Source organism: Bradyrhizobium sp. JHI2711 (assembly GCF_056156565.1).
Window position 1 is genome coordinate 507,891 of record NZ_JBPZPT010000002.1, and the last position, 18,147, is coordinate 526,037.

Below are 18,147 nucleotides of genomic sequence, written 5' to 3' on the forward strand. Positions count from 1 at the left end.
CAAAACCGCTGAAATCTGCGGCAATTGCCTGCAATCTGTCCCGGAAGAGCAGCCGGGTGCGGTGTCCGGAATCCGAGACTCCGGACAGTCCGGTGTCTCGAAACTCAGACGGGCGCCGATCCCGAGGCGAGGCCGAATTTCGCGAGCTTCTTGTAGAAGGTCGCGCGCGAGATCCGCAGCATCCGGGCGGCCTCGGTGATCTGGCCGTTGCTGGCGGCGAGCGCCTGTTCGAGCGTCTGCTTCTCGAACTCGGCCTCGGCTTCGGCATAGGGTACCACCAATCCGGCCGGGCGCTCGGCCGGTGCAAGCCTGACCTCGGTGCCGATGGGGAGAATGCGGGCGACATCCTCGCCGGTCAGCCGCCCGGAATCGCTGAGGATCAGCGCGCGCTCGAGGATGTTGCGGAGCTCGCGGACATTGCCCGGCCAATCGTAACGGGCGAGCGCAGCGAGCGCGCTCGGCGTGATCTTCGCCTTGACGTAGTCGCCCGACGCGCTGATGTCGTCGAGCAGCCGGGCGCAGATGTCGGGGAGATCGTCGAGGCAGTGGCGGAGCGGCGGCAGGTCGACCGAAAGCACGTTGAGGCGGTAGTAGAGATCGGCGCGAAACGCGCCGTCGCTGACACGCTTGCGCAGGTCCACATTGGTCGCGGCGATGACGCGGACGTCGACCCTGGTGATCTTGTCCGAGCCGAGCGGCTCGATCTCGCGCTCCTGGAGCACGCGCAGCAGCTTGGCCTGCAATTGCAGCGGCATCTCGCCGATCTCGTCGAGGAACAGCGTGCCGCCGTCGGCAATGCGGAACTTGCCCTCGCGTCCCCGTCGGTCGGCGCCGGTATAGGCGCCCGGCGCAGTGCCGAAGAACTCCGATTCGATCAGGGTCTCGGGGATGGCGGCGACGTTGACGCTGACGAACGGCTTGTCGGCGCGCGAGGAGGCGTTGTGGATCGCCTGTGCCAACATCTCCTTGCCCGTCCCGGTCTCGCCGGTGAGCAGGACGGTGACGCTCTGCCGCGCGGCTCGGCTGGCGAGCTCCTTGGCGTGAGCAATGGCAGGCGTCGTGCCGACGAAATCGGCGAAGGTGAAGCGCGCCGCACGGGCGTTGGACAATTGCCGCCGCGCCAGCCGCAGATCGCTCTCGAGCTGGGCGACGCGGGCGAGCAGGGGCTTCAGGCTTTCGAGATGATCATAGAGCACGAAGCCGATCGCGCCGATCACCGTCCCGTTCTCGTCCTCGATCGGCATGCGGGTGACGACGAGTTGCTCGCCGCCGAGCTCCATGATGTCGAGCAGGATCGGCTCGCCGGTCTCGGCCACCTTCCGCATCAGGCTGTTCGGGATGACCTCCTCGATCGACCGGCCGATCGCCTCGCTGGCATGGTCGAGACCGAGCGCGGCAAGATATTTCTCGTTGACGTAGACGACGCGCCCGCCGCGATCGATCGCAATCGCGCCCTCGCAGAGCTTCTCCAGCCGCTCGAACAGCGTTTCCATTGCGCGCGCACGGAGATAGGCGGGATCGCTGATCGAGGAGGCGGCGGCAGGCATGAGATACCTCGGGGAGGTCCGCCCCGTGTATTAGCAAAAGTGCAGCGATTTCAAAGGGGGAAATGGGGCTAAACAGGGAATGGCGCTTAAGCCAGTTCAACAATTGCTGTCGTCCCGGGGCGCGAAGCGAGCCCGGGACCCATACCCACAGGAAGAGGTTTGACGAAGACTCGGAGTGGCAGTGCCGCGTCACGCGGCTTTCTGTGGTTATGGATCCTGGGCTCGCGCTTTGCGCGACCCGGGATGACGAGCGTGTGCGCGCCGCCCCTACCTTCGGTACCCGCTCGCCCGCGAATAGCCCTGGCGGTGCTGTTGCGCCGGGCGGCTTGCCACGCTGACCCGCGCCTCGCTCGAGGAGGGCGTTGCGAGCTTCAGCTCCTCCAGGAAGATCGGCCGGGAGAAATAATAGCCCTGCGCGTAGCGGATCTTGGTCGCCGCCTGCAGATAGGCCAGCTCCTCGTAGGTTTCGAGGCCTTCGGCGATCACCGTCATGCCGAGCGCCTCGCTCAAGGATTCGATCGCGCGCAGGATACCCTGGCTGCGCGGACGATTATGAATGTCGGTGATGAAGGAGCGGTCGATCTTGATCTCGTCGGCGGTGATGTCGGCCAGCGCCGAGAGCGAGGAATAGCCGGTGCCGAAATCGTCGATGGAGACGCCGACGCCGAGCTTGCGGAACATCGGCAGGATCTCGTCCTGAAAATGATTCTTGGCGACGAAAGCATCTTCCGTCACCTCGATCATGAAGCGCTGCGGAAAGCCGGTCTTCTCCAGCGCCTGCGCAAAGCTGCGCATGAATTCGGGATTGCCGGCCTGCTTGGCGGCGACGTTGATGCTGATGGTCGCTTCCGGACCGAACGTGTCGTTGATCAGGTCGATCGACTTGACGATCTCGGCGAGCACGAGATGGGTCAGCTCGTCGATTAGGCCGAGCTCGCCGGCAAGATCGATGAACGAGCCGGGCGCCTGGATCACGCCTTCGTCGTCGCGCAGGCGCACCAGGGCCTCGATGCCCTTCACCGCCTGGGTGCGGATGTCGACCTTGGACTGGAAGGCGCAGCAGAAGCGCTTTTCCAGGATGGCGAGCCGCAGCGACTGCTCGACCTTCATCCGCGCCTGTGCCTCGCGCTCCATGCTGGCATCGAAGAAGGCAGCCAGTCCCTTGCCGTTGTTCTTGATGCGGTACATCGCGATGTCCGCGTTCTGCCGCAGCGTTTCGAAGCTGCGTCCATGGTCGGGATAGAGGCTGATGCCGACTGAGGTCGAGGCGAACACTTCCGAATGGTCGATGAAGAACGGCGCGGTCAGCCGCTCCAGCGTCGATTGCATGAATTCGGCGACTTCCTCCTGGCTCTGGACCGGTGACAGCAGCAGCAGGAATTCGTCGCCCGAGATGCGCGAGAGTATGTCGGAATCGCGCAAGTCCCGTCCGAGCCGCTTCGCCAGCTCGACCAGCAGCGCGTCGCCCACGGCGTGGCCGTAATAGTCGTTAATGTGCTTGAAATTGTCGACGTCGAGAAAGGCCAGCGCAAAACGTTCGCCGCTGCGGTCGTGCGCGAGCAGGGCATTGGCGCGGTGCTCGATCACGCGGCGCGAGGGCAGCCCGGTCAGCTCGTCGAAATAGGCCGAGCGGAACAGCTGGTCCTCGAAATTCTTCTGCTCGGTGATGTCGGAGGATGCGGAGATCAGGAGCTCGCGTCCGTCGAGACGAACGGGGCGATGGGTCGTGAGCAGCACCTTTCGCGCGGCGCCGACGTGAAGCGCTTCCTCGGTCACGACGGGCTGCCCGTCGCTCAGGGCCTGGCGGCAGGCCTCGCGCCGCGGCGTCAGATCGGGTGAAGGACGGTTGCCGTCCAGGCCGAGCTGCGCGGCGGCGGCATCGTTGACCAGCAGCAACTCGCCATGCGCGTCCTGCACGGTGAGGCCGGCCGGCAGCATTCTAACGATTTCCTTGAGAAAACCGAGCTCGGCTTCAGTCGCGCCGGAATATTGATTGTCGTTCATAGAAGTCATGAATCTTGTTGTTTCAGCGCGCCTTTGCAATGGGCGCGATCTTCCGCGGTTCCCTCTTAAGTTTGGTTAAGGGGTCAGGAGAAATACGGGGGTGTTTTGGAGAAAACTTGCGACGATCCGACGCGCGCTGGCGATCGTCATTAACGGAGCGTCAACGCGCTCGGCGAAACAGCGAAGTATCCGCGTGGGAGCGATTTCGCCTGCGGCCATCCTTCGAGACGCCCGCCGTGGGCGGGCCCTCAGGATGAGGGCCGGAGTGCGCTGCGCGATATCACCCGAGCACCGATGCCGCTTAGCCTCATCCTGAGGAGACCGCGAAGCGGTCGTCTCGAAGGACGAGGCGCTTGCTCAGGTCGCGCAAGTGCCACACGCGATTGCGCCACCGCGCGGGCAGCAAGGAGCACACCTTACATGTTGCGACGTCTACTCGCTTCGTGGAATTCGGCACTGCATGATGCAATGCAGCCCGGTTTTCAGATACGAGATCTCAGTTTTGCCGTCGAAAGCCGACAGCGCCGACTTCAAGAGCTTGGTGCCGAAGCCGGGCTCCGACACCTTGTCCACGCTCGGTCCTTCGGTTTCGTCCCAGGTGATCGTCAGGCGGTCGTCGGTGATGGTCCATGACACCTGCAACAGACCGCGCGGTGAGGAGAATGCGCCGTACTTGCCTGCATTGGTGGCAAGCTCGTGAAACATCAATGACAGCGTGACCGCGAGCTTGGGCGGCAGGAACAGCCGCTCGCCGTTGAGCGTGAAGCGGACATGGCCGTAAGGCCCGAGCTCGGAGATCAGAAGGTCGCGAATGTCGCAGCCGGCTTTGTCGATCCGCGAGATCAAATCATCGGTTGCGGCCAGCGAGCGCAGCCGCGGATCGACCCGGGCCCAGACCTGCGGCTGGTCGTGCAACACCTGGTGCACCACGGCATGCACCGTCGACAGCTTGTTCTTCAGCCGATGCTGGAGCTCCTCGACCAGCAGCTTGCGATAATCTTCTTCCTCGATCAGGCGTCTGGAAATTCGGCGCTGCTCGGCCAACATGGTGCGATAGTGCTCGACACCCCAGATGGTGATCGCGCACACGGTCCAGTAAAGCGCCAGCAGGACAAACCGCGCGCGATCGGCAAACGCATCGCCGAAATTCAGCGCGATGCCGAGCACGCCGCCGACGAGCGCCGTCACGATGCCGATCCGGAATCCGCCCAGGGCCGCAGCAAAGAAGACGGCCGGGAAGTACGGCGTGAAATAGATGTCGGGACGAACCTGAGCGAGGCCCCAGCGGACCAGGGTTGCAGCCAACAGGCAGACCACCGCAAAGCCGATGCTCAGAGCGAGCGAGGGCGGCGCCGCACCCTGCCAGCCCTTGCGGAACTCCTCGATCAGCTTCCTCATGCCCTGCCCGGTTGCGATAGGCGTTCGACGATCAAGCGGCCCGTGAGGATGTTACGCATGCCGCCCGTTGAAGCATAGCTTGCCTTGTCGGAAGCGGGCAGGAATAGTGACCGCTGCGGCGACGGCGGCGGCCGGCATTCGCCATTTGGCATCAAATCACTCGAAAACAGGAACATTCCATGGGCAGGCTGGACGGCAAGGTTGCGGTGATCACGGGGGCGACGAGCGGCATCGGATTGCGCACTGCGGAAGTCTTCGTTGCCGAAGGTGCCAAAATTGTGATCGCAGGCCGGCGCGTACCGGAAGGCGAGGCGCTGGCGAAGCAGCTCGGGGAAAGCTGCATCTTCCTTCAGACCGACGTCACCGTCGAAGCGCAGATGCAGGCGCTGATCGCGCTCGCGGTCGACAAGTTCGGCAGGGTCGATTGCCTGTTCAACAATGCCGGCGGGCCGGCGCAGACCGGCGGCATCGAAGGCCTCGAGGTCGAGCGGTTCGATGCGGCGATGGCGACGCTGGTGCGCAGCGTCATGCTCGGCATGAAGCACGCCGCACCCTACATGAAGAAGCAGGGCGGCGGCAGCATCATCAACAATGGCAGCATTGCCGGCCGCCTCGCCGGCTTCTCGTCGTCGATGGTCTATGGCGCGGCCAAGGCGGCGGTGATCCATCTCACTAAATGCGTGGCGATGGAGCTCGGCGAATCCAATGTTCGCGTCAATTCGATCTCGCCCGGCGCGATCGCGACCGGCATCTTCGGCAAGGCGCTGGGGCTCTCGACCGATGCCGCCGAGAAGACGCCGGCGGTGATGCGCGAAGTCTACAAGACCGCGCAGCCGATCCCCCGCGCGGGTCTTCCTGAAGATATCGCCCAGGCCGCAGTGTTCCTGGCCAGCGACGAATCCAGCTTCATCAACGGCCACGACCTCGTCGTCGACGGCGCCATGACCGGCGGCCGCAACTGGAGCCAGCAGCAGCAGGGCTATGTGGCCTTGCGCAAGGCGTTCGACCAGGAGGCGTAGCGGATAGTTTCGTGCCCCGGACGCGGTGCGGCGCGAAGCGCCGCTCCGCAGAGCCGGGGCCCATCCATCCGCAGCTTGCCTGTGGCAATCTGGGTCCCGGCTCGCGCTTCGCGCGTCCGGGACACGAAAAGCTACACCGCCTTCACCTGCACCCGCAATCCGTCCCGCGGCTTCGGGATCGGCCACATCTGCCAGTCGGGCTTGTAGCCTGGCGCGAGCGACACTTCGATATTCTCCAGGAAATGCCGCGCGAAACATTTCGCCTGCATGTAGGCGAAGTGCAGGCCGAGGCACATATGCGCGCCGCCGCCGAACGGTACGAAGGCGAAACGGTGACGGCCACGCTGCGCGTCCTCGGTGAAGCGCAGGGGATCGAAGCGGTCCGGCTCCGGCCAGATCTCCTTCATGTGGTGGGTATAGAGCGGGTTGATGCCGATCGCGGTGCCGGCGGGGATCGCAAAACCCTTGAAGCTGAAATCGCGCATCGCGCGGCGCGGCATCGACGGCACCGGCGGCTTGAGCCGCAGCGCTTCCTTGAACGCCATCTCGGTCAGCGGCATCTTCTCGAGATCGTCGAAGCTGGTCGGCGCGCCGGAGGCGAGGCCGAGCGCGAGCACCTCCGCGCGCAGCCGGTCCTGCCAGTCCGGATTGGCGGCGAGCTCGCCGATGAAGGAGGTCAGCGACGAGGTCAGCGTGTCGTGCGCGGCCATCATCAGGAAGCTCATATGGTCGATGATGTCCTGGTCCGACAGCAGCGCGCCGTTCTCATGGGTGGCGCGGCAGAGCTGCGAGAACAGATCGTCGCCACCGTGATTGCCGCGCCGCAGCGGAATCTGCTCGCGGAAATAGGCGATGATGCGCTTGCGTCCCTTCACCCCTCGCGCCATCTGGGTGCCGGGCAGGGGGCGGCGGATCGGGGTGACGGCGGCGGCCACCATGTCGACGAAGGCGCGGTTGATCTCATCGACCTCGGGCCCGATATCGGCGCCGAGGAACGAGGCCGCGGCGAGATCGAGCGTGAGCTGTTTCATCGCCGGATAAAGCTGCATCTCGCCCGGCTTCGCCTTCCACTGCGCGACGCGCGCGGAAATGCCCCGGTCGAGATCGCCGAGATAGGACTTCATCGGCCCGGACTTGAACGCGACCGAGAGCGCCTTGCGATGCAGGCGATGCTCCTCGAAATCGAGCAGCATCAATCCGCGCGGAAACAACAGCCCCAGCACCTTGTCCCAGCCATGGGTCGAGGAGAACAGCTTCTGCTGGTCGAACAGCACGAGCTCGTTGGCCTCGGGCCCGAGCAGCACGACGTTGGTCTCGCCGAAAAAGTGCGTGCGGTAGACCAGACCGTACTTGGCGCCGTTCGCCTCGATATGGCCCTTGGGATCGGCGAGCACCTGAAAGGTCTTGCCGATGATCGGCCAGCCTTCGTCACCGGGAATGTGGGTCAGCTCGTTGCGCCTGGGCGGAGTGAACGGAAGCGCAGGGGCGGCCACATTCTGCATCGACATGACGATTGCTCCGATTGGCTGGCTCCGCGAGCATAGCACGATCCGGCCGCGATGAGCTGCGGTCGTCTTGCGCACAAAATCGTCACTCCCACCGCCGTCGTCCCCGCGGAGGCGGGGACCCATAACCACAGGGAGGAGTTTTGGTGCGAGGCTGGTAGCTCCGAGTCTTCGTAAATCCGCATCCTGTGGTTATGGGTCCTCAGATGCGCAATTGCGCATCATAGCTCGCGCTGCGCGCGCCCCGGGACGACGAGTGGAGTGCCTACCGCTTCGCCGCTTCCTTCTGCAGATCCGGCGCGTTAACGGCGGGAATGGCGACGCGGCCGGGGCCGGTCACTTTCAGCGCCTCGGCGGCCTTCTCATTCTCCATGATCTTGGCCATCACGGCCTGACCCGCGCGCTCGAAGATCGCGCGGTTCTCGATCACGAATTTTTGCGACCTGCGCAGCCCGTCGATATAGCCGTTGATCTCCGGCACAACGTAGCGCGCCACCATGTCCCAGCTCCGGCGGGTGTTTTCCGGATTGGCCCAGTCGTGCACGAAGCCGATGATGGCGCCGACGCCTCCGGAGACCTGCATCACGTTCTTGATGGTCTTGACGAGATCGTCGGGCGTGCCGATGGTGGACGCGGCCCCCTCGACGAAGGCGGTCTTGTCGACGGCCTCGTCGGGCGAGGAGAACGCGGTGAGGCCCGGCCGCTGCAGCGTTCCGACATTATATTCGTTGTGCCAGCGCATCAGCCCGGCGCCGGCCTCGCGGCGGGCTTGTTCGCGCGTTTCCGCGATGTGCCAGGTCAGGAGCACGCGCCAGTCGGCGCGACGCACCGTGGTTCCGTGCTTCTTGGCGGCATCCTCGGCGAACTGCCATTGCTGCTGCAGCGACATCAGGCCCTGCGTCGTCATCGAGCCCAGCGAGATGATGCCGATGCCGTATTTTCCGGCGAGCGTCATGCCGGAGGGCGAGATCTGCGAGGCCACCACGAACGGCATCTCCTCCTGCAGGGGCAGGATCTGCAGCGCGGCGTCGTTCATCGTGAACCAGTCGCTTTTGGCGGTGACGCGCTCGCCGTTGAAGAGGCGGCGGATGATGCCGATCGCCTCGTCCTGGCGGTCGCGCTGCGTCATCGGATCGATGCCGAGCGTGTGCGCGTCGGAGGCGAGCGCGCCCGGTCCGGAGCCGAAAATGGCGCGGCCGCCGGTCATATGGTCGAGCTGCACCATGCGCTGGGCGACGTTGAAGGGATGGTGATAGGGCAGCGACACAACGCCGGTGCCGAGCTTGATCCGCTTGGTGCGCTCGCCGGCGGCGGCCAGGAACATCTCGGGCGAGGCGATCATCTCCCAGCCCGAGGAATGATGCTCGCCGCACCAGAACTCGTCATAGCCGAGCGCATCCAGCTGCTCGACCAGGTCGAGATCGCGCCGGAACTGCAGCATCGGATGCTCCCCGATCGGGTGATGCGGGGCAAGAAAGGCTCCGAACTTCAGGCGCGCCATGGCGGTCTCTCCGGCTGAATTTTCTGTTTGTTGGCCGTGTCAGGCTACGTGCCTGACGGCACGAACGCAATCACGCGATGTCCCGCGCGGTGGAATGCAGGCATGCGCGGTGGCAAGCGAGACGTTGCGTAGTCCTCGCCTCCTTCGCGCTTCATCACGATAACGACACGCGAGCGCGATTGGGCGGGTCCCTTCATTCGCGTTCGACACCTCCGCGAAGCCTCACAATCAGCGCGCGCAGAATTCCTCGCCTCGCTCTTGTCATTTGTGACATTCGTCATGATGGGCGCCGCATTTCCGGCGCGGATACGCCGCGCATCGGCACGAGATTGCGACGTTGCGGTTAATACGTGCGGATTCTTGCAGATTTTCAGCCAATTTCCCGAGATTGACAGCGCACGGTCTTTTTATTTTGCGCCGCAGCAACTATCTGGTTGGGCTAGACGTTGAACGTCGCCCACCAGGAACTTGCCGTGTCGTTAGCCAGAAACATCGATCTGTTGAGACGTCTGCCCCGGCTGGACGGACTGCGCTTCGCCGAGCCCGGCCGCGGTGCAGATGGATCGAGCCCGCTGCAGGAGGTCTCTGGCTTCGGCGACAATCCCGGCGCCTTGCGCATGTTCGCGTTCGTGCCGGCGCAATTGCAGCGGCCGCGCGCGCTCGTCGTCGTGCTGCATGGCTGCGGGCAAACGGCGGCCGCTTACGATCTCGGCGCGGGCTGGTCGACGCTCGCGCAACATTACGGCTTTGCGCTATTGATGCCCGAGCAGCAGCGCATCAACAATGCCAACGCCTGCTTCAACTGGTTCAATCCGGAGGACACCGCGCGGGACAGCGGCGAGCCGGGTTCGATCCGCGCGATGATCGCGCATATGGTGAAGACGCATCGCATCGATCCCAGGCGCGTCTTCATCACCGGCCTGTCGGCCGGCGGCGGCATGACCTCGGTGATGCTCGCGACCTATCCGGAAGTCTTCGCGGCCGGCGCGATCATTGCCGGGCTGCCTTACGGCATCGCCTCGAACTTGCGCGAGGCGCTCGACGGCATGTTTCATTCCCCGGCGCGCCCTTCGCGCGAGCTCGGCGATCTCGTGCGCAGCGCCTCCGATCATCGCGGCCCCTGGCCGAGGGTCTCGGTGTGGCACGGCAGCGCCGACCGCACCGTCAATCCCGGCAATGCCAACGAGATCGTCAAGCAGTGGCTCGACCTGCATGGCCTGCCCGAACTGCCGATGGCCGAGACCAATGTCGACGGCTATCCGCGCCAGGCCTGGTGGGACAAGGACGGCGAGACGCTGGTCGAGTCCTATGCCATCACCGACATGGCGCACGGCACGCCGCTGGGGCTCGCCGACAACGATCAGCGCTACGGCATCGAAGGCGCCTTCCTGATCGAGGCCGGCATCTCCTCGTCCTACCACATCGCAAAGTTCTTCGGCCTCACCGGCTGGATTGCGGACGCCGCGACGACGAAGGCGGAAGCCAAATCCGCCACGAAGCCCGCGACGAAGCCTGCCGCGAAGCCGGCGATGTCGCCCGCACCGCATCTCGCCCGCTCGATCCGCACCGCGGTCGCCGCGGAGCCGGCCGAGCCGCAGGGCGAGAAGGTGCGCGGCTTCGACCTCGGCCAGATCATCACGCGCGCGCTCACGGCCGCGGGATTGATGAAGTAGCCTCGCTGTCGTCCCGGACAAGCGCGCCTGAAGCGCGTGCCGATCCGGGACCCATAGCCACAGGACAAAGTTGGGCACGAAGAGGTGACTCCGAGTCCCCGTAACCACATCTCCCTGTGGTTATGGATCCCAGATCTGCGCTTGCGCTTGTCCGGGATGACAGCGGAGTTTGTAGCGGCGGCTTCAATTCAGCTCCGCGAAAAGCTACCCCGTCTGATCGATCACCTCGACCGGCGTCACGCTGATCTCGCCGCCCGCGACCTTCCGCGTCACCTCCTGGTAGTGCTTGAAGAAGTCGCGCGATTGCAGCGTTTTCTGCGCAGCATCGTCGGCGACGCTGGCGAAGTGGAGATAGCTGCCGTCGTCGCGATGCTTCAGGCAACGATAACCGATCCTCCCCTTCAGCTCCGCATCGGCGTCGATCGCCGCGATGAAGCGGCCGATCTCGCGGTGCCACTCCTCCGTCGTGCCGTTCTTGAACGCGTATCTGATCATGAAGTGCTTCATGTGACGCTCCCTGTTCGTCTTGTGCGTCATCATCTGCGCGCTTGATACGATCCCGCAAGTATGGACAAAATTGATAGTATGGACTTTTTCGCCGTTGCTCCTATCCTCATCGCATAGCGTTTTCGAGCGAAGTGGATACCGGTTCGCGTAAAGAAAACGCGTCAAAACAAGAATCTTCCACGTGGAGGAAACGACATGGCGAAGATGTCTCCCGCGCGCACCTGTCCGGTCGCGGCGTTTCAGAAGATGATCAGCGGCAAATACAAGCTGCGCATCGTCTGGGACCTCAAGGACGGCCCGCGCCGCTACGGCGAGATCAGAAGCGGCTTGCTGCGCGGCGCGTCAGGCAGCGCCGAGATCACCCCGCGCGTGCTCAGCCGCGAATTGAAGGCGTTGACGATGAGCGGCCTGATCGACCGCAAGGATTTCGGCGAGGTGCCGCCGAAGGTCGAGTACCGCCTGACGCGCAAGGGCAAGAGCTTCGTCCCCGTCGTTGCCGCAATCCGCGAGTGGGGCGAGCGCAATCTCGGTGAGGCGACGGCACTCGCGGACGCCGCTGAATAAGCCTACATCTCGCCGGTGATGAACGGATTGGTCATCCGTTCCTGGCCGATGCTCGAGCCGGCGCCGTGGCCGCAGATGAAGCCGACATCGTCGCCGAGCGGCAGCAATTTCGTCTTGATCGAACTGATCAGCGTGGCGTGACTGCCGCCGGGCAGGTCGGTGCGTCCGACCGAGCCGGCGAACAGGACGTCGCCGACATGGGCAAACCGCAGATCCTTGTTGAAGAACACCACGCTGCCGGGCGAATGACCCGGACAATGCAGGATGTCGAACTGCAAGCCGCCGATCGACACGCTGTCGCCCTCGTCGAGCCAGCGGTCGGGCGTGAAATCGCGTCCTCCCGTCATGCCGAAGCGCGCGCCGCTCGCCACGACGTTGTCGAGCAGGAACTTGTCCGCGACATGCGGTCCCTCGATCGGCACCGTCAGCGCATCGCGCAGCTCGGCCGCGCCGCCGACATGGTCGATATGGCCGTGGGTCAGCCAGATCTTCTCCACCGTGACGCCGGTCTGCTTGATCGCATCCAGGATCTTCGGCACGTCGCCGCCGGGATCGATCACCACGGCCTTCTTGGAAGGCTCGTCCCAGATGATGGTGCAGTTCTGCTCGAACAGCGTCACGGGAACGATGATCGCGCCCGCCTTGGCTTGCCGGGATTCTTGCCGGGATTCTTGGCTGTCGTTTTGCTCGGTCATGGCCTCACAATGCCGATTTTTGCCGGGCCGCCAAGCAAAAGATTCGGGCCCGTGCCAGGGAACAACCGTCACACGGCCGTCCCAATTGGCCTGCCAATTTGAACCGGGGCGTTGCTGTCGCGTTCTCCCGCGCAAGGCGTCAGATTTGGGTGGTCTTCGGCATGGCTCACGACAACGAGAATTGGTGGCGCGATGGCATCTTCTATCAGATCTATCCGCGCTCGTTTCAGGACTCGGACGGTGACGGCGTCGGCGATCTCGCCGGCATCCTCAAGAGGCTGCCTTACGTCAAGTCGCTCGGCGTCGATGCGATCTGGCTGTCGCCGATCTTTCCCTCGCCGATGGCCGATTTCGGCTACGACATCTCGGACTATGTCGGCATCGAGCCGCTGTTCGGCACGATGGCCGATTTCGACGCGTTGCTCGCGGCCGCCCACGACAACGGCCTGAAGCTGATCCTCGACCTCGTGCCGAACCACACCTCCGACCAGCATCCCTGGTTCGCCCTGAGCCGGTCCTCGCGCGACAATCCCAAGCGCGACTGGTACATCTGGCGCGATCCTGCGCCAGGCGGCGGCGTTCCGAACAATTGGTTGTCCGAGTTCGGCGGCAGTGCGTGGGCTTTCGACGAGACCACGGGACAATATTACTACCACGCCTTCCTCGCCCAGCAGCCGGATCTCAACTGGCGCAATCCGGACGTCCGCAAAGCGATCTACGACGTGATGCGGTTCTGGCTCGACAAGGGCGTCGACGGCTTTCGCGTCGACGTGATCTGGCACCTGATCAAGGACGCCGAATTCCGCGACAATCCGGCCAACCCGCACTACGTCGAGGGCCGTCCGCCGAACGAAAAAATCCTCACGCAATATTCTACCGACCAGCCGGAGGTGCATGACGTTATCGCCGAGATGCGGCGCGTCACCGATTCCTATGGCGCGCGCGTCTTGATCGGCGAAATCTATCTGCCGCTGCACCGGCTCGTGGCCTATTACGGCAACGATCTCACCGGCGCGCAGATGCCGTTCAACTTCGCGCTGCTCTCGACGTTCTGGAGCGCCCGCTCGATCGAAAAGATCATCGAGGATTACGAAAAGGCATTGCCGCGCGGCGCCTGGCCGAACTGGGTGCTCGGCAATCACGATCGTCCGCGCGTCGCGAGCCGCGTCGGGCCCGAGCAGGCCCGCGTCGCGGCCATGCTGCTGCTGACGCTGCGCGGCACGCCGACGCTTTACTACGGTGACGAGATCGGCATGCACCAGCTCGCGATCGCGCCGGAGGACGTGCGCGATCCCTTCGAGAAGAACGTCCCCGGCATCGGTGTCGGCCGCGACGGCTGCCGCACGCCGATGCAATGGGATTCCTCGAACTTCGCAGGTTTTTCGCAAGCAAGGCCCTGGCTGCCGCTGCCGGAGGACCACATCCGCGAGAATGTCGCCAATCTCGAAGCCGATCCGCGTTCGATCCTCAATCTCTACAAGCGCCTGATCGGCTTGCGGAAGAGCTGCCCCCCGCTGGTCACGGGCGATTATCATCCGATCGCCGCGCAAGGCGATCTGCTGATCTATCGCCGCGCGGCCGGCGGCAAGGCCGTGATCGTCGCGCTCAATCTCGGCCCCGATCCGGTCGCGGTGACCACCAGCGCGATCCGTTTCGGCAGCAGCATCTTGCTGTCGACGTTCCTGGATCGCGAAGGTGAGGAGATCGAAGGCGTGCTGGACCTGCGCGGCAACGAGGGCGTGGTGGTGGCGGCGCCCGCCTGACTGTCGTCCCGGGGCGCGACGAAGTCGCGAGCTATGATGCGCAATTGCGCATCTGAGGACCCATAACCACAGGAAGAAGTTTTGCGACGACTCGGAGTTGCCCGCTTTGCCCCACACGTCTCCCTGTGGTTATGGATTCCGGGCTCGCGCTGCGCGCGTCCCGGAATGACGGGCGGGATGGAATCGGCTATTCTCCCGCCATGGACAACACCGCCCGCATCACACTCGTGCCGCCGCCGGATCGTCGCCAGTCGGAGACGGCGCTGGCGATCGCGCGCGGCACCGCGCGTCTGTTGCGCTCGCTCGGCTTCTCCTGCATCAGCGAATTGCCGCTGCCGTCGGGCCGGCGCGCCGATCTCGTCGCGCTGAACGAGCGCGGCGAGATCTGGATCGTCGAGATCAAGTCGTCGGTCGAGGATTTGCGCGCCGATCAGAAATGGCACGAATACCGCGCCCATTGCGACCGGCTGTTCTTCGCCTTCACGCAGGATCTGCCGTGCGAGATCTTCCCCGATGACACCGGCCTGATCGTCGCCGACGCCTACGGCGCGCACCTGCATTGCGAGGCACCCGAGCACAAGCTCGCCGCCGCCACACGCAAGCAGATGACGGTACGTTTCGCGATGACGGCGGCCTTGCGGATCAACCGCCTGGTCGATCCGCAGGGCCATGCGGATTTCTGGGAGTAGGCTGACTTCGTAGCCCGGATGGAGCGCAGCGCAATCCGGGACAATTGCAGCCCGTCGCGCCAATCCCGGATTACGCTGCGCTCCATCCGGGCTACGCAGTGTCGTAGGGTGGGCAAAGCGAAGCGTGCCCACCAATAAAAATTAATCAGGATCGAAATAGAGAACGTGGGCACGGCGCTTCGCGCCTTTGCCCACCCTATGCGACCGCTACCTCGGCGCGCGCTTCGCCAGGATCCGCTGCAAGGTACGCCGGTGCATGTTGAGCCGGCGCGCCGTTTCCGAGACGTTGCGATTGCACATCTCGTAGATGCGTTGGATGTGCTCCCAGCGGACGCGGTCGGCCGACATCGGGTTGGCCGGCAGCTCGGATTTGTCCGTGTTGGTCGACAGCAGTGCGGCGACGACGTCGTCGGCATCCGCGGGCTTGGAGAGATAATCGATCGCGCCCATCTTCACTGCGGTCACCGCAGTGGCGATGTTGCCGTAGCCGGTCAGCACGATCGCGCGCGCATCCGGCCGCTTCTTCTTGAGCGCCGAGACCACGTCGAGGCCGTTGCCGTCGCCGAGCCGCAGATCCACCACCGCGAACGCCGGCGCCGATTTGCCGATCTGCGCGAGCCCGTCCGAGACCGTGTCGCATGATGTCACCGAAAAGCCGCGGCTCTCCATGGCCCGTGACAAACGCTCCAGAAACGGCTTGTCGTCTTCAACGATGAGCAGCGAGCGGTCGGTCTGTTCGTTCAGGTCGGCAATGGCGTTCAAGGTTGTTTCCTCTCTCCAGCGCATCGACATATGGCGTCGCAATCGCGCGGTGCCAAGGCGGCAAATGGTCGACCCGCCCCGTTGTGCGACGCAAGGTCGCGGCTATCCTATTGTTTCTTCGAGCGTCTCGATAGCCTCAAAACGCTGTCTCGGCCATGTGATCTGAACCACCGCACCATGGTCCGGAAAGATTCGGTTGGTAAACGAGACCTTCGCGCCGGTGCGCTCCAGCAAGGTGCGCGCGATGAAGACGCCGAGGCCGAGGCCGCGCCGTTCGCCGCCACCATCATCCTGGGGGCGTCGCCGCGACAGATAGGGCTCGCCGATCCGGTTGAGGATATCGGGTGGAATGCCCGGTCCGTCGTCGGAGATCACGAGCTCGATATGGTCCTGGTTCCACCAGGCGTTCACCTCGACGGTGGTGCGGGCGAAATCGACCGCATTCTCGACGATGTTGCCGATGCCGTAGAGGATGGCGGGATTGCGCGAGCCGACCGGCTCCGCCGCCGCGGCCACCGCGATCCGCACCTTGATCTCGACGCCGAAATCGCGATGCGGCGCCACCACCTCCTCGATCAGCTCCGACAGCTTCATGTGGTCGAACGGCGCGCCGGTGGGGGAAAGCTGGGTGATCTTGCTGAGGATGTCGCGGCAGCGCTGGGTCTGCTCGCGCAAGGTCTTCAGGTCGGCGGCGATGCTTGGCTCCTTCACCGTCTTTTCCAGCTCGCGCGAGATCAGGAAGATCGTCGCGAGCGGCGTGCCGAGCTCGTGTGCGGCCGCGGCGGCAAGACCGTCGAGCTGGGTCAGGTGCTGCTCGCGCGTCAGCACCAGTTCGGTTGCGGCCAGCGCGTCCGCAAGCTTGCGCGCCTCCTCGGTCACCTGGAACGAGTAGAGGCTGGTGACGCCGATCGCGAGCGCAATCGAAAGCCAGACCCCGACGAGATAGACCGGCGGCAGCACCAGGGGATCCTCGGAATCCCACGGCAGCGGAAAATGGAAGAAGAACAGGATCGACGCGCAGGCCACCGCGAGCAGGCCGAGGCCGAAGGTGAAACGGGCCGGCAGCGCCGTGGCCGAGATCAGCACGGGCGCGAGGAACAGGAACGAGAACGGGTTCTGCAGTCCGCCGGTGAAGAACAACAGGCCGGCCAGCTCGACGATGTTCAGCGCGAGCAGGCCGGCCGCCTGCATCGGCTCCAGCCGCTGCATCGGATTGGCTGCGGTCTGGAGTGCGAGGTTGAGCGCCGCCGAGAGCGCGATGATGCTGACGCAGGGAATGATCTCGACGTTGAACTCCAGCCCCTGGGCCACGATGAAGATCGCGGCGAGCTGCCCCAGCACCGCCAGCCAGCGCAGCCGCAGGATCGTGTCCAGCCGGATATGCCGCTGCGCGTGATGGAAGTCGGAATCGGCAATTTTGGTCATATCGGCCAATGTGGCGGCGCCTTCTAAGGTCACGGACGCCGGGCTGACGGAACCGCCCGGTGAGGAGCCCTTACATCGAGCCTTGCGCTCGCCGATGCAATAGCAGAAGAACGGCCAGCATGACCGAGAATGGCAAGGCTTCAAGTCCGCCGACTGTCGCGGATCGAGATTCGTCCGCGGCAATTGCCGTCGATCACCTCGTCAAGGTCTACAAGCAGACCCGCGCCGTCGACGACATCTCCTTCTCGCTGCCGCGCGGCAGCATCACCGGGCTGCTCGGCGGCAACGGCGCCGGCAAGACCACGACCATCGCGATGATCATGGGCTTGGTGCTGCCGACCTCCGGCCGCGTGCAGGTGCTCGGTCACGAGATGCCGGACGAGAGTGCGTCCGTGCTGGGGCGGATGAATTTCGAAAGCCCCTATGTGGATATGCCGATGCGGCTCACGGTGCGGCAGAACCTCACCGTGTTCGGCAAGCTCTATGCGGTGAAGAACCTCACTGAGCGCATTGCCAGGCTCGCCGCCGATCTCGACCTCGGCGATTTCATCGACCGCGCCAACGGCAAGCTCTCCGCCGGGCAGAAGACCCGCGTTGCGCTGGCGAAGGCGCTGATCAATCAGCCCGAGCTGCTGCTCCTGGACGAGCCGACCGCCTCGCTCGATCCCGATACCGCCGATTGGGTGCGGGCGCACCTGGAGCGGTATCGCCGGGACAACAACGCCACCATTCTCCTGGCCTCGCACAACATGCTCGAGGTCGAGCGGCTCTGCGACCGCGTCATCATCATGAAGCGCGGCCGCATCGAGGACGACGATACCCCCGCGGCGATCATGGCCCGCTACAACCGCACCACGCTGGAGGAGGTGTTTCTCGACGTCGCCCGCGGCAGGGCAAACGGCGCGAAGGAGGCGGTGCGGTGAGGGAGAGCTGTAATCGTAACTTCAATGGAGCGACGTCATTCCGGGGCGCGCGGAGCGCGAGCCCGGAATCCATAACCACAGGCGGCAGCTGTGAGGCGAGACTGGTAAATCCGAGTCTTCGCCAAATTCAATCCTGTGATTATGGATCCCGGGTTCGCGACTACGTCGCGCC

General features: G+C 64.4%; 15 protein-coding genes. 6 read left to right on the forward strand and 9 right to left on the reverse strand.

All coding sequences use genetic code 11. The features are described from left to right. Window positions 1–104 precede the first annotated feature (104 nt). The 3 genes from ACTEK7_RS14955 to ACTEK7_RS14965 all read right to left on the reverse strand — a co-directional run bounded on the left by ACTEK7_RS14955 (window position 105) and on the right by ACTEK7_RS14965 (window position 4,949). Entirely contained in the window at window positions 105–1,547 is a 1,443-nt protein-coding gene (locus ACTEK7_RS14955) for a sigma-54 interaction domain-containing protein (protein ID WP_036038604.1), read from the reverse strand. A 267-nt stretch (window positions 1,548–1,814) separates the two neighbouring features. Then, window positions 1,815–3,551: a putative bifunctional diguanylate cyclase/phosphodiesterase gene (locus tag ACTEK7_RS14960; RefSeq protein ID WP_225148437.1), complete on the reverse strand. Its 1,737-nt coding sequence runs from the start codon at window positions 3,549–3,551 to the stop codon at window positions 1,815–1,817. Between the two features lie 432 nt (window positions 3,552–3,983). After that, complete coding sequence (locus ACTEK7_RS14965) at window positions 3,984–4,949, reverse strand: sensor histidine kinase (protein WP_036002370.1); 966 nt, start codon at window positions 4,947–4,949, stop codon at window positions 3,984–3,986. 179 nt (window positions 4,950–5,128) lie between these two features. Between ACTEK7_RS14965 and ACTEK7_RS14970 the strand changes: the two genes are divergently transcribed. Next, window positions 5,129–5,968: an SDR family NAD(P)-dependent oxidoreductase gene (locus tag ACTEK7_RS14970; RefSeq protein ID WP_225134717.1), complete on the forward strand. Its 840-nt coding sequence runs from the start codon at window positions 5,129–5,131 to the stop codon at window positions 5,966–5,968. Window positions 5,969–6,099: 131 nt separating this feature from the next. Here the strand turns inward: ACTEK7_RS14970 and ACTEK7_RS14975 are convergent, their stop codons facing one another. Both ACTEK7_RS14975 and ACTEK7_RS14980 read right to left on the reverse strand, forming a co-directional pair. Beyond that, on the reverse strand, window positions 6,100–7,476 hold the full coding sequence (locus ACTEK7_RS14975) for a cytochrome P450 (RefSeq protein WP_225134718.1): 1,377 nt from the start codon (window positions 7,474–7,476) through the stop codon (window positions 6,100–6,102). A 262-nt stretch (window positions 7,477–7,738) separates the two neighbouring features. Continuing rightward, window positions 7,739–8,974, reverse strand: coding sequence for an LLM class flavin-dependent oxidoreductase (locus tag ACTEK7_RS14980; protein WP_109142075.1), 1,236 nt, complete (start codon window positions 8,972–8,974; stop codon window positions 7,739–7,741). 473 nt (window positions 8,975–9,447) lie between these two features. Here ACTEK7_RS14980 and ACTEK7_RS14985 point away from each other — a divergent pair, with 473 nt between their 5' ends. Then, window positions 9,448–10,647: an extracellular catalytic domain type 1 short-chain-length polyhydroxyalkanoate depolymerase gene (locus ACTEK7_RS14985; protein WP_225148436.1), complete on the forward strand. Its 1,200-nt coding sequence runs from the start codon at window positions 9,448–9,450 to the stop codon at window positions 10,645–10,647. A gap of 204 nt (window positions 10,648–10,851) precedes the next feature. Here ACTEK7_RS14985 and ACTEK7_RS14990 read toward each other — a convergent pair whose 3' ends face one another. Next, window positions 10,852–11,154: a hypothetical protein gene (locus tag ACTEK7_RS14990; protein WP_225144836.1), complete on the reverse strand. Its 303-nt coding sequence runs from the start codon at window positions 11,152–11,154 to the stop codon at window positions 10,852–10,854. Window positions 11,155–11,349: 195 nt separating this feature from the next. On the opposite strand from ACTEK7_RS14990, the gene ACTEK7_RS14995 reads away from it, so the two are divergent. Beyond that, window positions 11,350–11,718: a winged helix-turn-helix transcriptional regulator gene (locus tag ACTEK7_RS14995; protein WP_036023994.1), complete on the forward strand. Its 369-nt coding sequence runs from the start codon at window positions 11,350–11,352 to the stop codon at window positions 11,716–11,718. Window positions 11,719–11,720: 2 nt separating this feature from the next. On the opposite strand, the gene ACTEK7_RS15000 is transcribed toward ACTEK7_RS14995, so the two are convergent. After that, window positions 11,721–12,413: an MBL fold metallo-hydrolase gene (locus ACTEK7_RS15000; RefSeq protein WP_036023992.1), complete on the reverse strand. Its 693-nt coding sequence runs from the start codon at window positions 12,411–12,413 to the stop codon at window positions 11,721–11,723. A 161-nt stretch (window positions 12,414–12,574) separates the two neighbouring features. On the opposite strand from ACTEK7_RS15000, the gene ACTEK7_RS15005 reads away from it, so the two are divergent. Continuing rightward, a complete protein-coding gene (locus ACTEK7_RS15005) occupies window positions 12,575–14,176 on the forward strand; it encodes an alpha-amylase family glycosyl hydrolase (RefSeq protein ID WP_225148435.1) in 1,602 nt (533 codons plus the stop codon). Between the two features lie 200 nt (window positions 14,177–14,376). Then, window positions 14,377–14,865: an MmcB family DNA repair protein gene (locus ACTEK7_RS15010; protein WP_109145569.1), complete on the forward strand. Its 489-nt coding sequence runs from the start codon at window positions 14,377–14,379 to the stop codon at window positions 14,863–14,865. Between the two features lie 207 nt (window positions 14,866–15,072). Here ACTEK7_RS15010 and ACTEK7_RS15015 read toward each other — a convergent pair whose 3' ends face one another. Next, window positions 15,073–15,627 (reverse strand): ActR/PrrA/RegA family redox response regulator transcription factor, encoded by a 555-nt coding sequence (locus ACTEK7_RS15015; RefSeq protein ID WP_036002403.1) that lies wholly within the window; start codon window positions 15,625–15,627, stop codon window positions 15,073–15,075. A gap of 102 nt (window positions 15,628–15,729) precedes the next feature. Further along, window positions 15,730–17,052 (reverse strand): ActS/PrrB/RegB family redox-sensitive histidine kinase, encoded by a 1,323-nt coding sequence (locus ACTEK7_RS15020; protein ID WP_225141305.1) that lies wholly within the window; start codon window positions 17,050–17,052, stop codon window positions 15,730–15,732. A 119-nt stretch (window positions 17,053–17,171) separates the two neighbouring features. Between ACTEK7_RS15020 and ACTEK7_RS15025 the strand changes: the two genes are divergently transcribed. Beyond that, the gene (locus tag ACTEK7_RS15025; RefSeq protein WP_225148434.1) at window positions 17,172–17,975 is read left to right on the forward strand and encodes an ABC transporter ATP-binding protein; all 804 of its coding nucleotides are present in this window, start codon (window positions 17,172–17,174) and stop codon (window positions 17,973–17,975) included. Window positions 17,976–18,147 lie beyond the last annotated feature (172 nt).

What these genes read in the sequence shown, in the direction of transcription:
- ACTEK7_RS14955 (WP_036038604.1), bottom strand. Translation starts at nt 1,547, where the DNA reads ATGCCTGCCGCCGCCTCCTCGATCAGCGATCCCGCCTATCTCCGTGCG.
- ACTEK7_RS14960 (WP_225148437.1), bottom strand. Translation starts at nt 3,551, where the DNA reads ATGAACGACAATCAATATTCCGGCGCGACTGAAGCCGAGCTCGGTTTT.
- ACTEK7_RS14965 (WP_036002370.1), bottom strand. Translation starts at nt 4,949, where the DNA reads ATGAGGAAGCTGATCGAGGAGTTCCGCAAGGGCTGGCAGGGTGCGGCG.
- ACTEK7_RS14970 (WP_225134717.1), top strand. Translation starts at nt 5,129, where the DNA reads ATGGGCAGGCTGGACGGCAAGGTTGCGGTGATCACGGGGGCGACGAGC.
- ACTEK7_RS14975 (WP_225134718.1), bottom strand. Translation starts at nt 7,476, where the DNA reads ATGTCGATGCAGAATGTGGCCGCCCCTGCGCTTCCGTTCACTCCGCCC.
- ACTEK7_RS14980 (WP_109142075.1), bottom strand. Translation starts at nt 8,974, where the DNA reads ATGGCGCGCCTGAAGTTCGGAGCCTTTCTTGCCCCGCATCACCCGATC.
- ACTEK7_RS14990 (WP_225144836.1), bottom strand. Translation starts at nt 11,154, where the DNA reads ATGAAGCACTTCATGATCAGATACGCGTTCAAGAACGGCACGACGGAG.
- ACTEK7_RS14995 (WP_036023994.1), top strand. Translation starts at nt 11,350, where the DNA reads ATGGCGAAGATGTCTCCCGCGCGCACCTGTCCGGTCGCGGCGTTTCAG.
- ACTEK7_RS15000 (WP_036023992.1), bottom strand. Translation starts at nt 12,413, where the DNA reads ATGACCGAGCAAAACGACAGCCAAGAATCCCGGCAAGAATCCCGGCAA.
- ACTEK7_RS15005 (WP_225148435.1), top strand. Translation starts at nt 12,575, where the DNA reads ATGGCTCACGACAACGAGAATTGGTGGCGCGATGGCATCTTCTATCAG.
- ACTEK7_RS15010 (WP_109145569.1), top strand. Translation starts at nt 14,377, where the DNA reads ATGGACAACACCGCCCGCATCACACTCGTGCCGCCGCCGGATCGTCGC.
- ACTEK7_RS15020 (WP_225141305.1), bottom strand. Translation starts at nt 17,052, where the DNA reads ATGACCAAAATTGCCGATTCCGACTTCCATCACGCGCAGCGGCATATC.
- ACTEK7_RS15025 (WP_225148434.1), top strand. Translation starts at nt 17,172, where the DNA reads ATGACCGAGAATGGCAAGGCTTCAAGTCCGCCGACTGTCGCGGATCGA.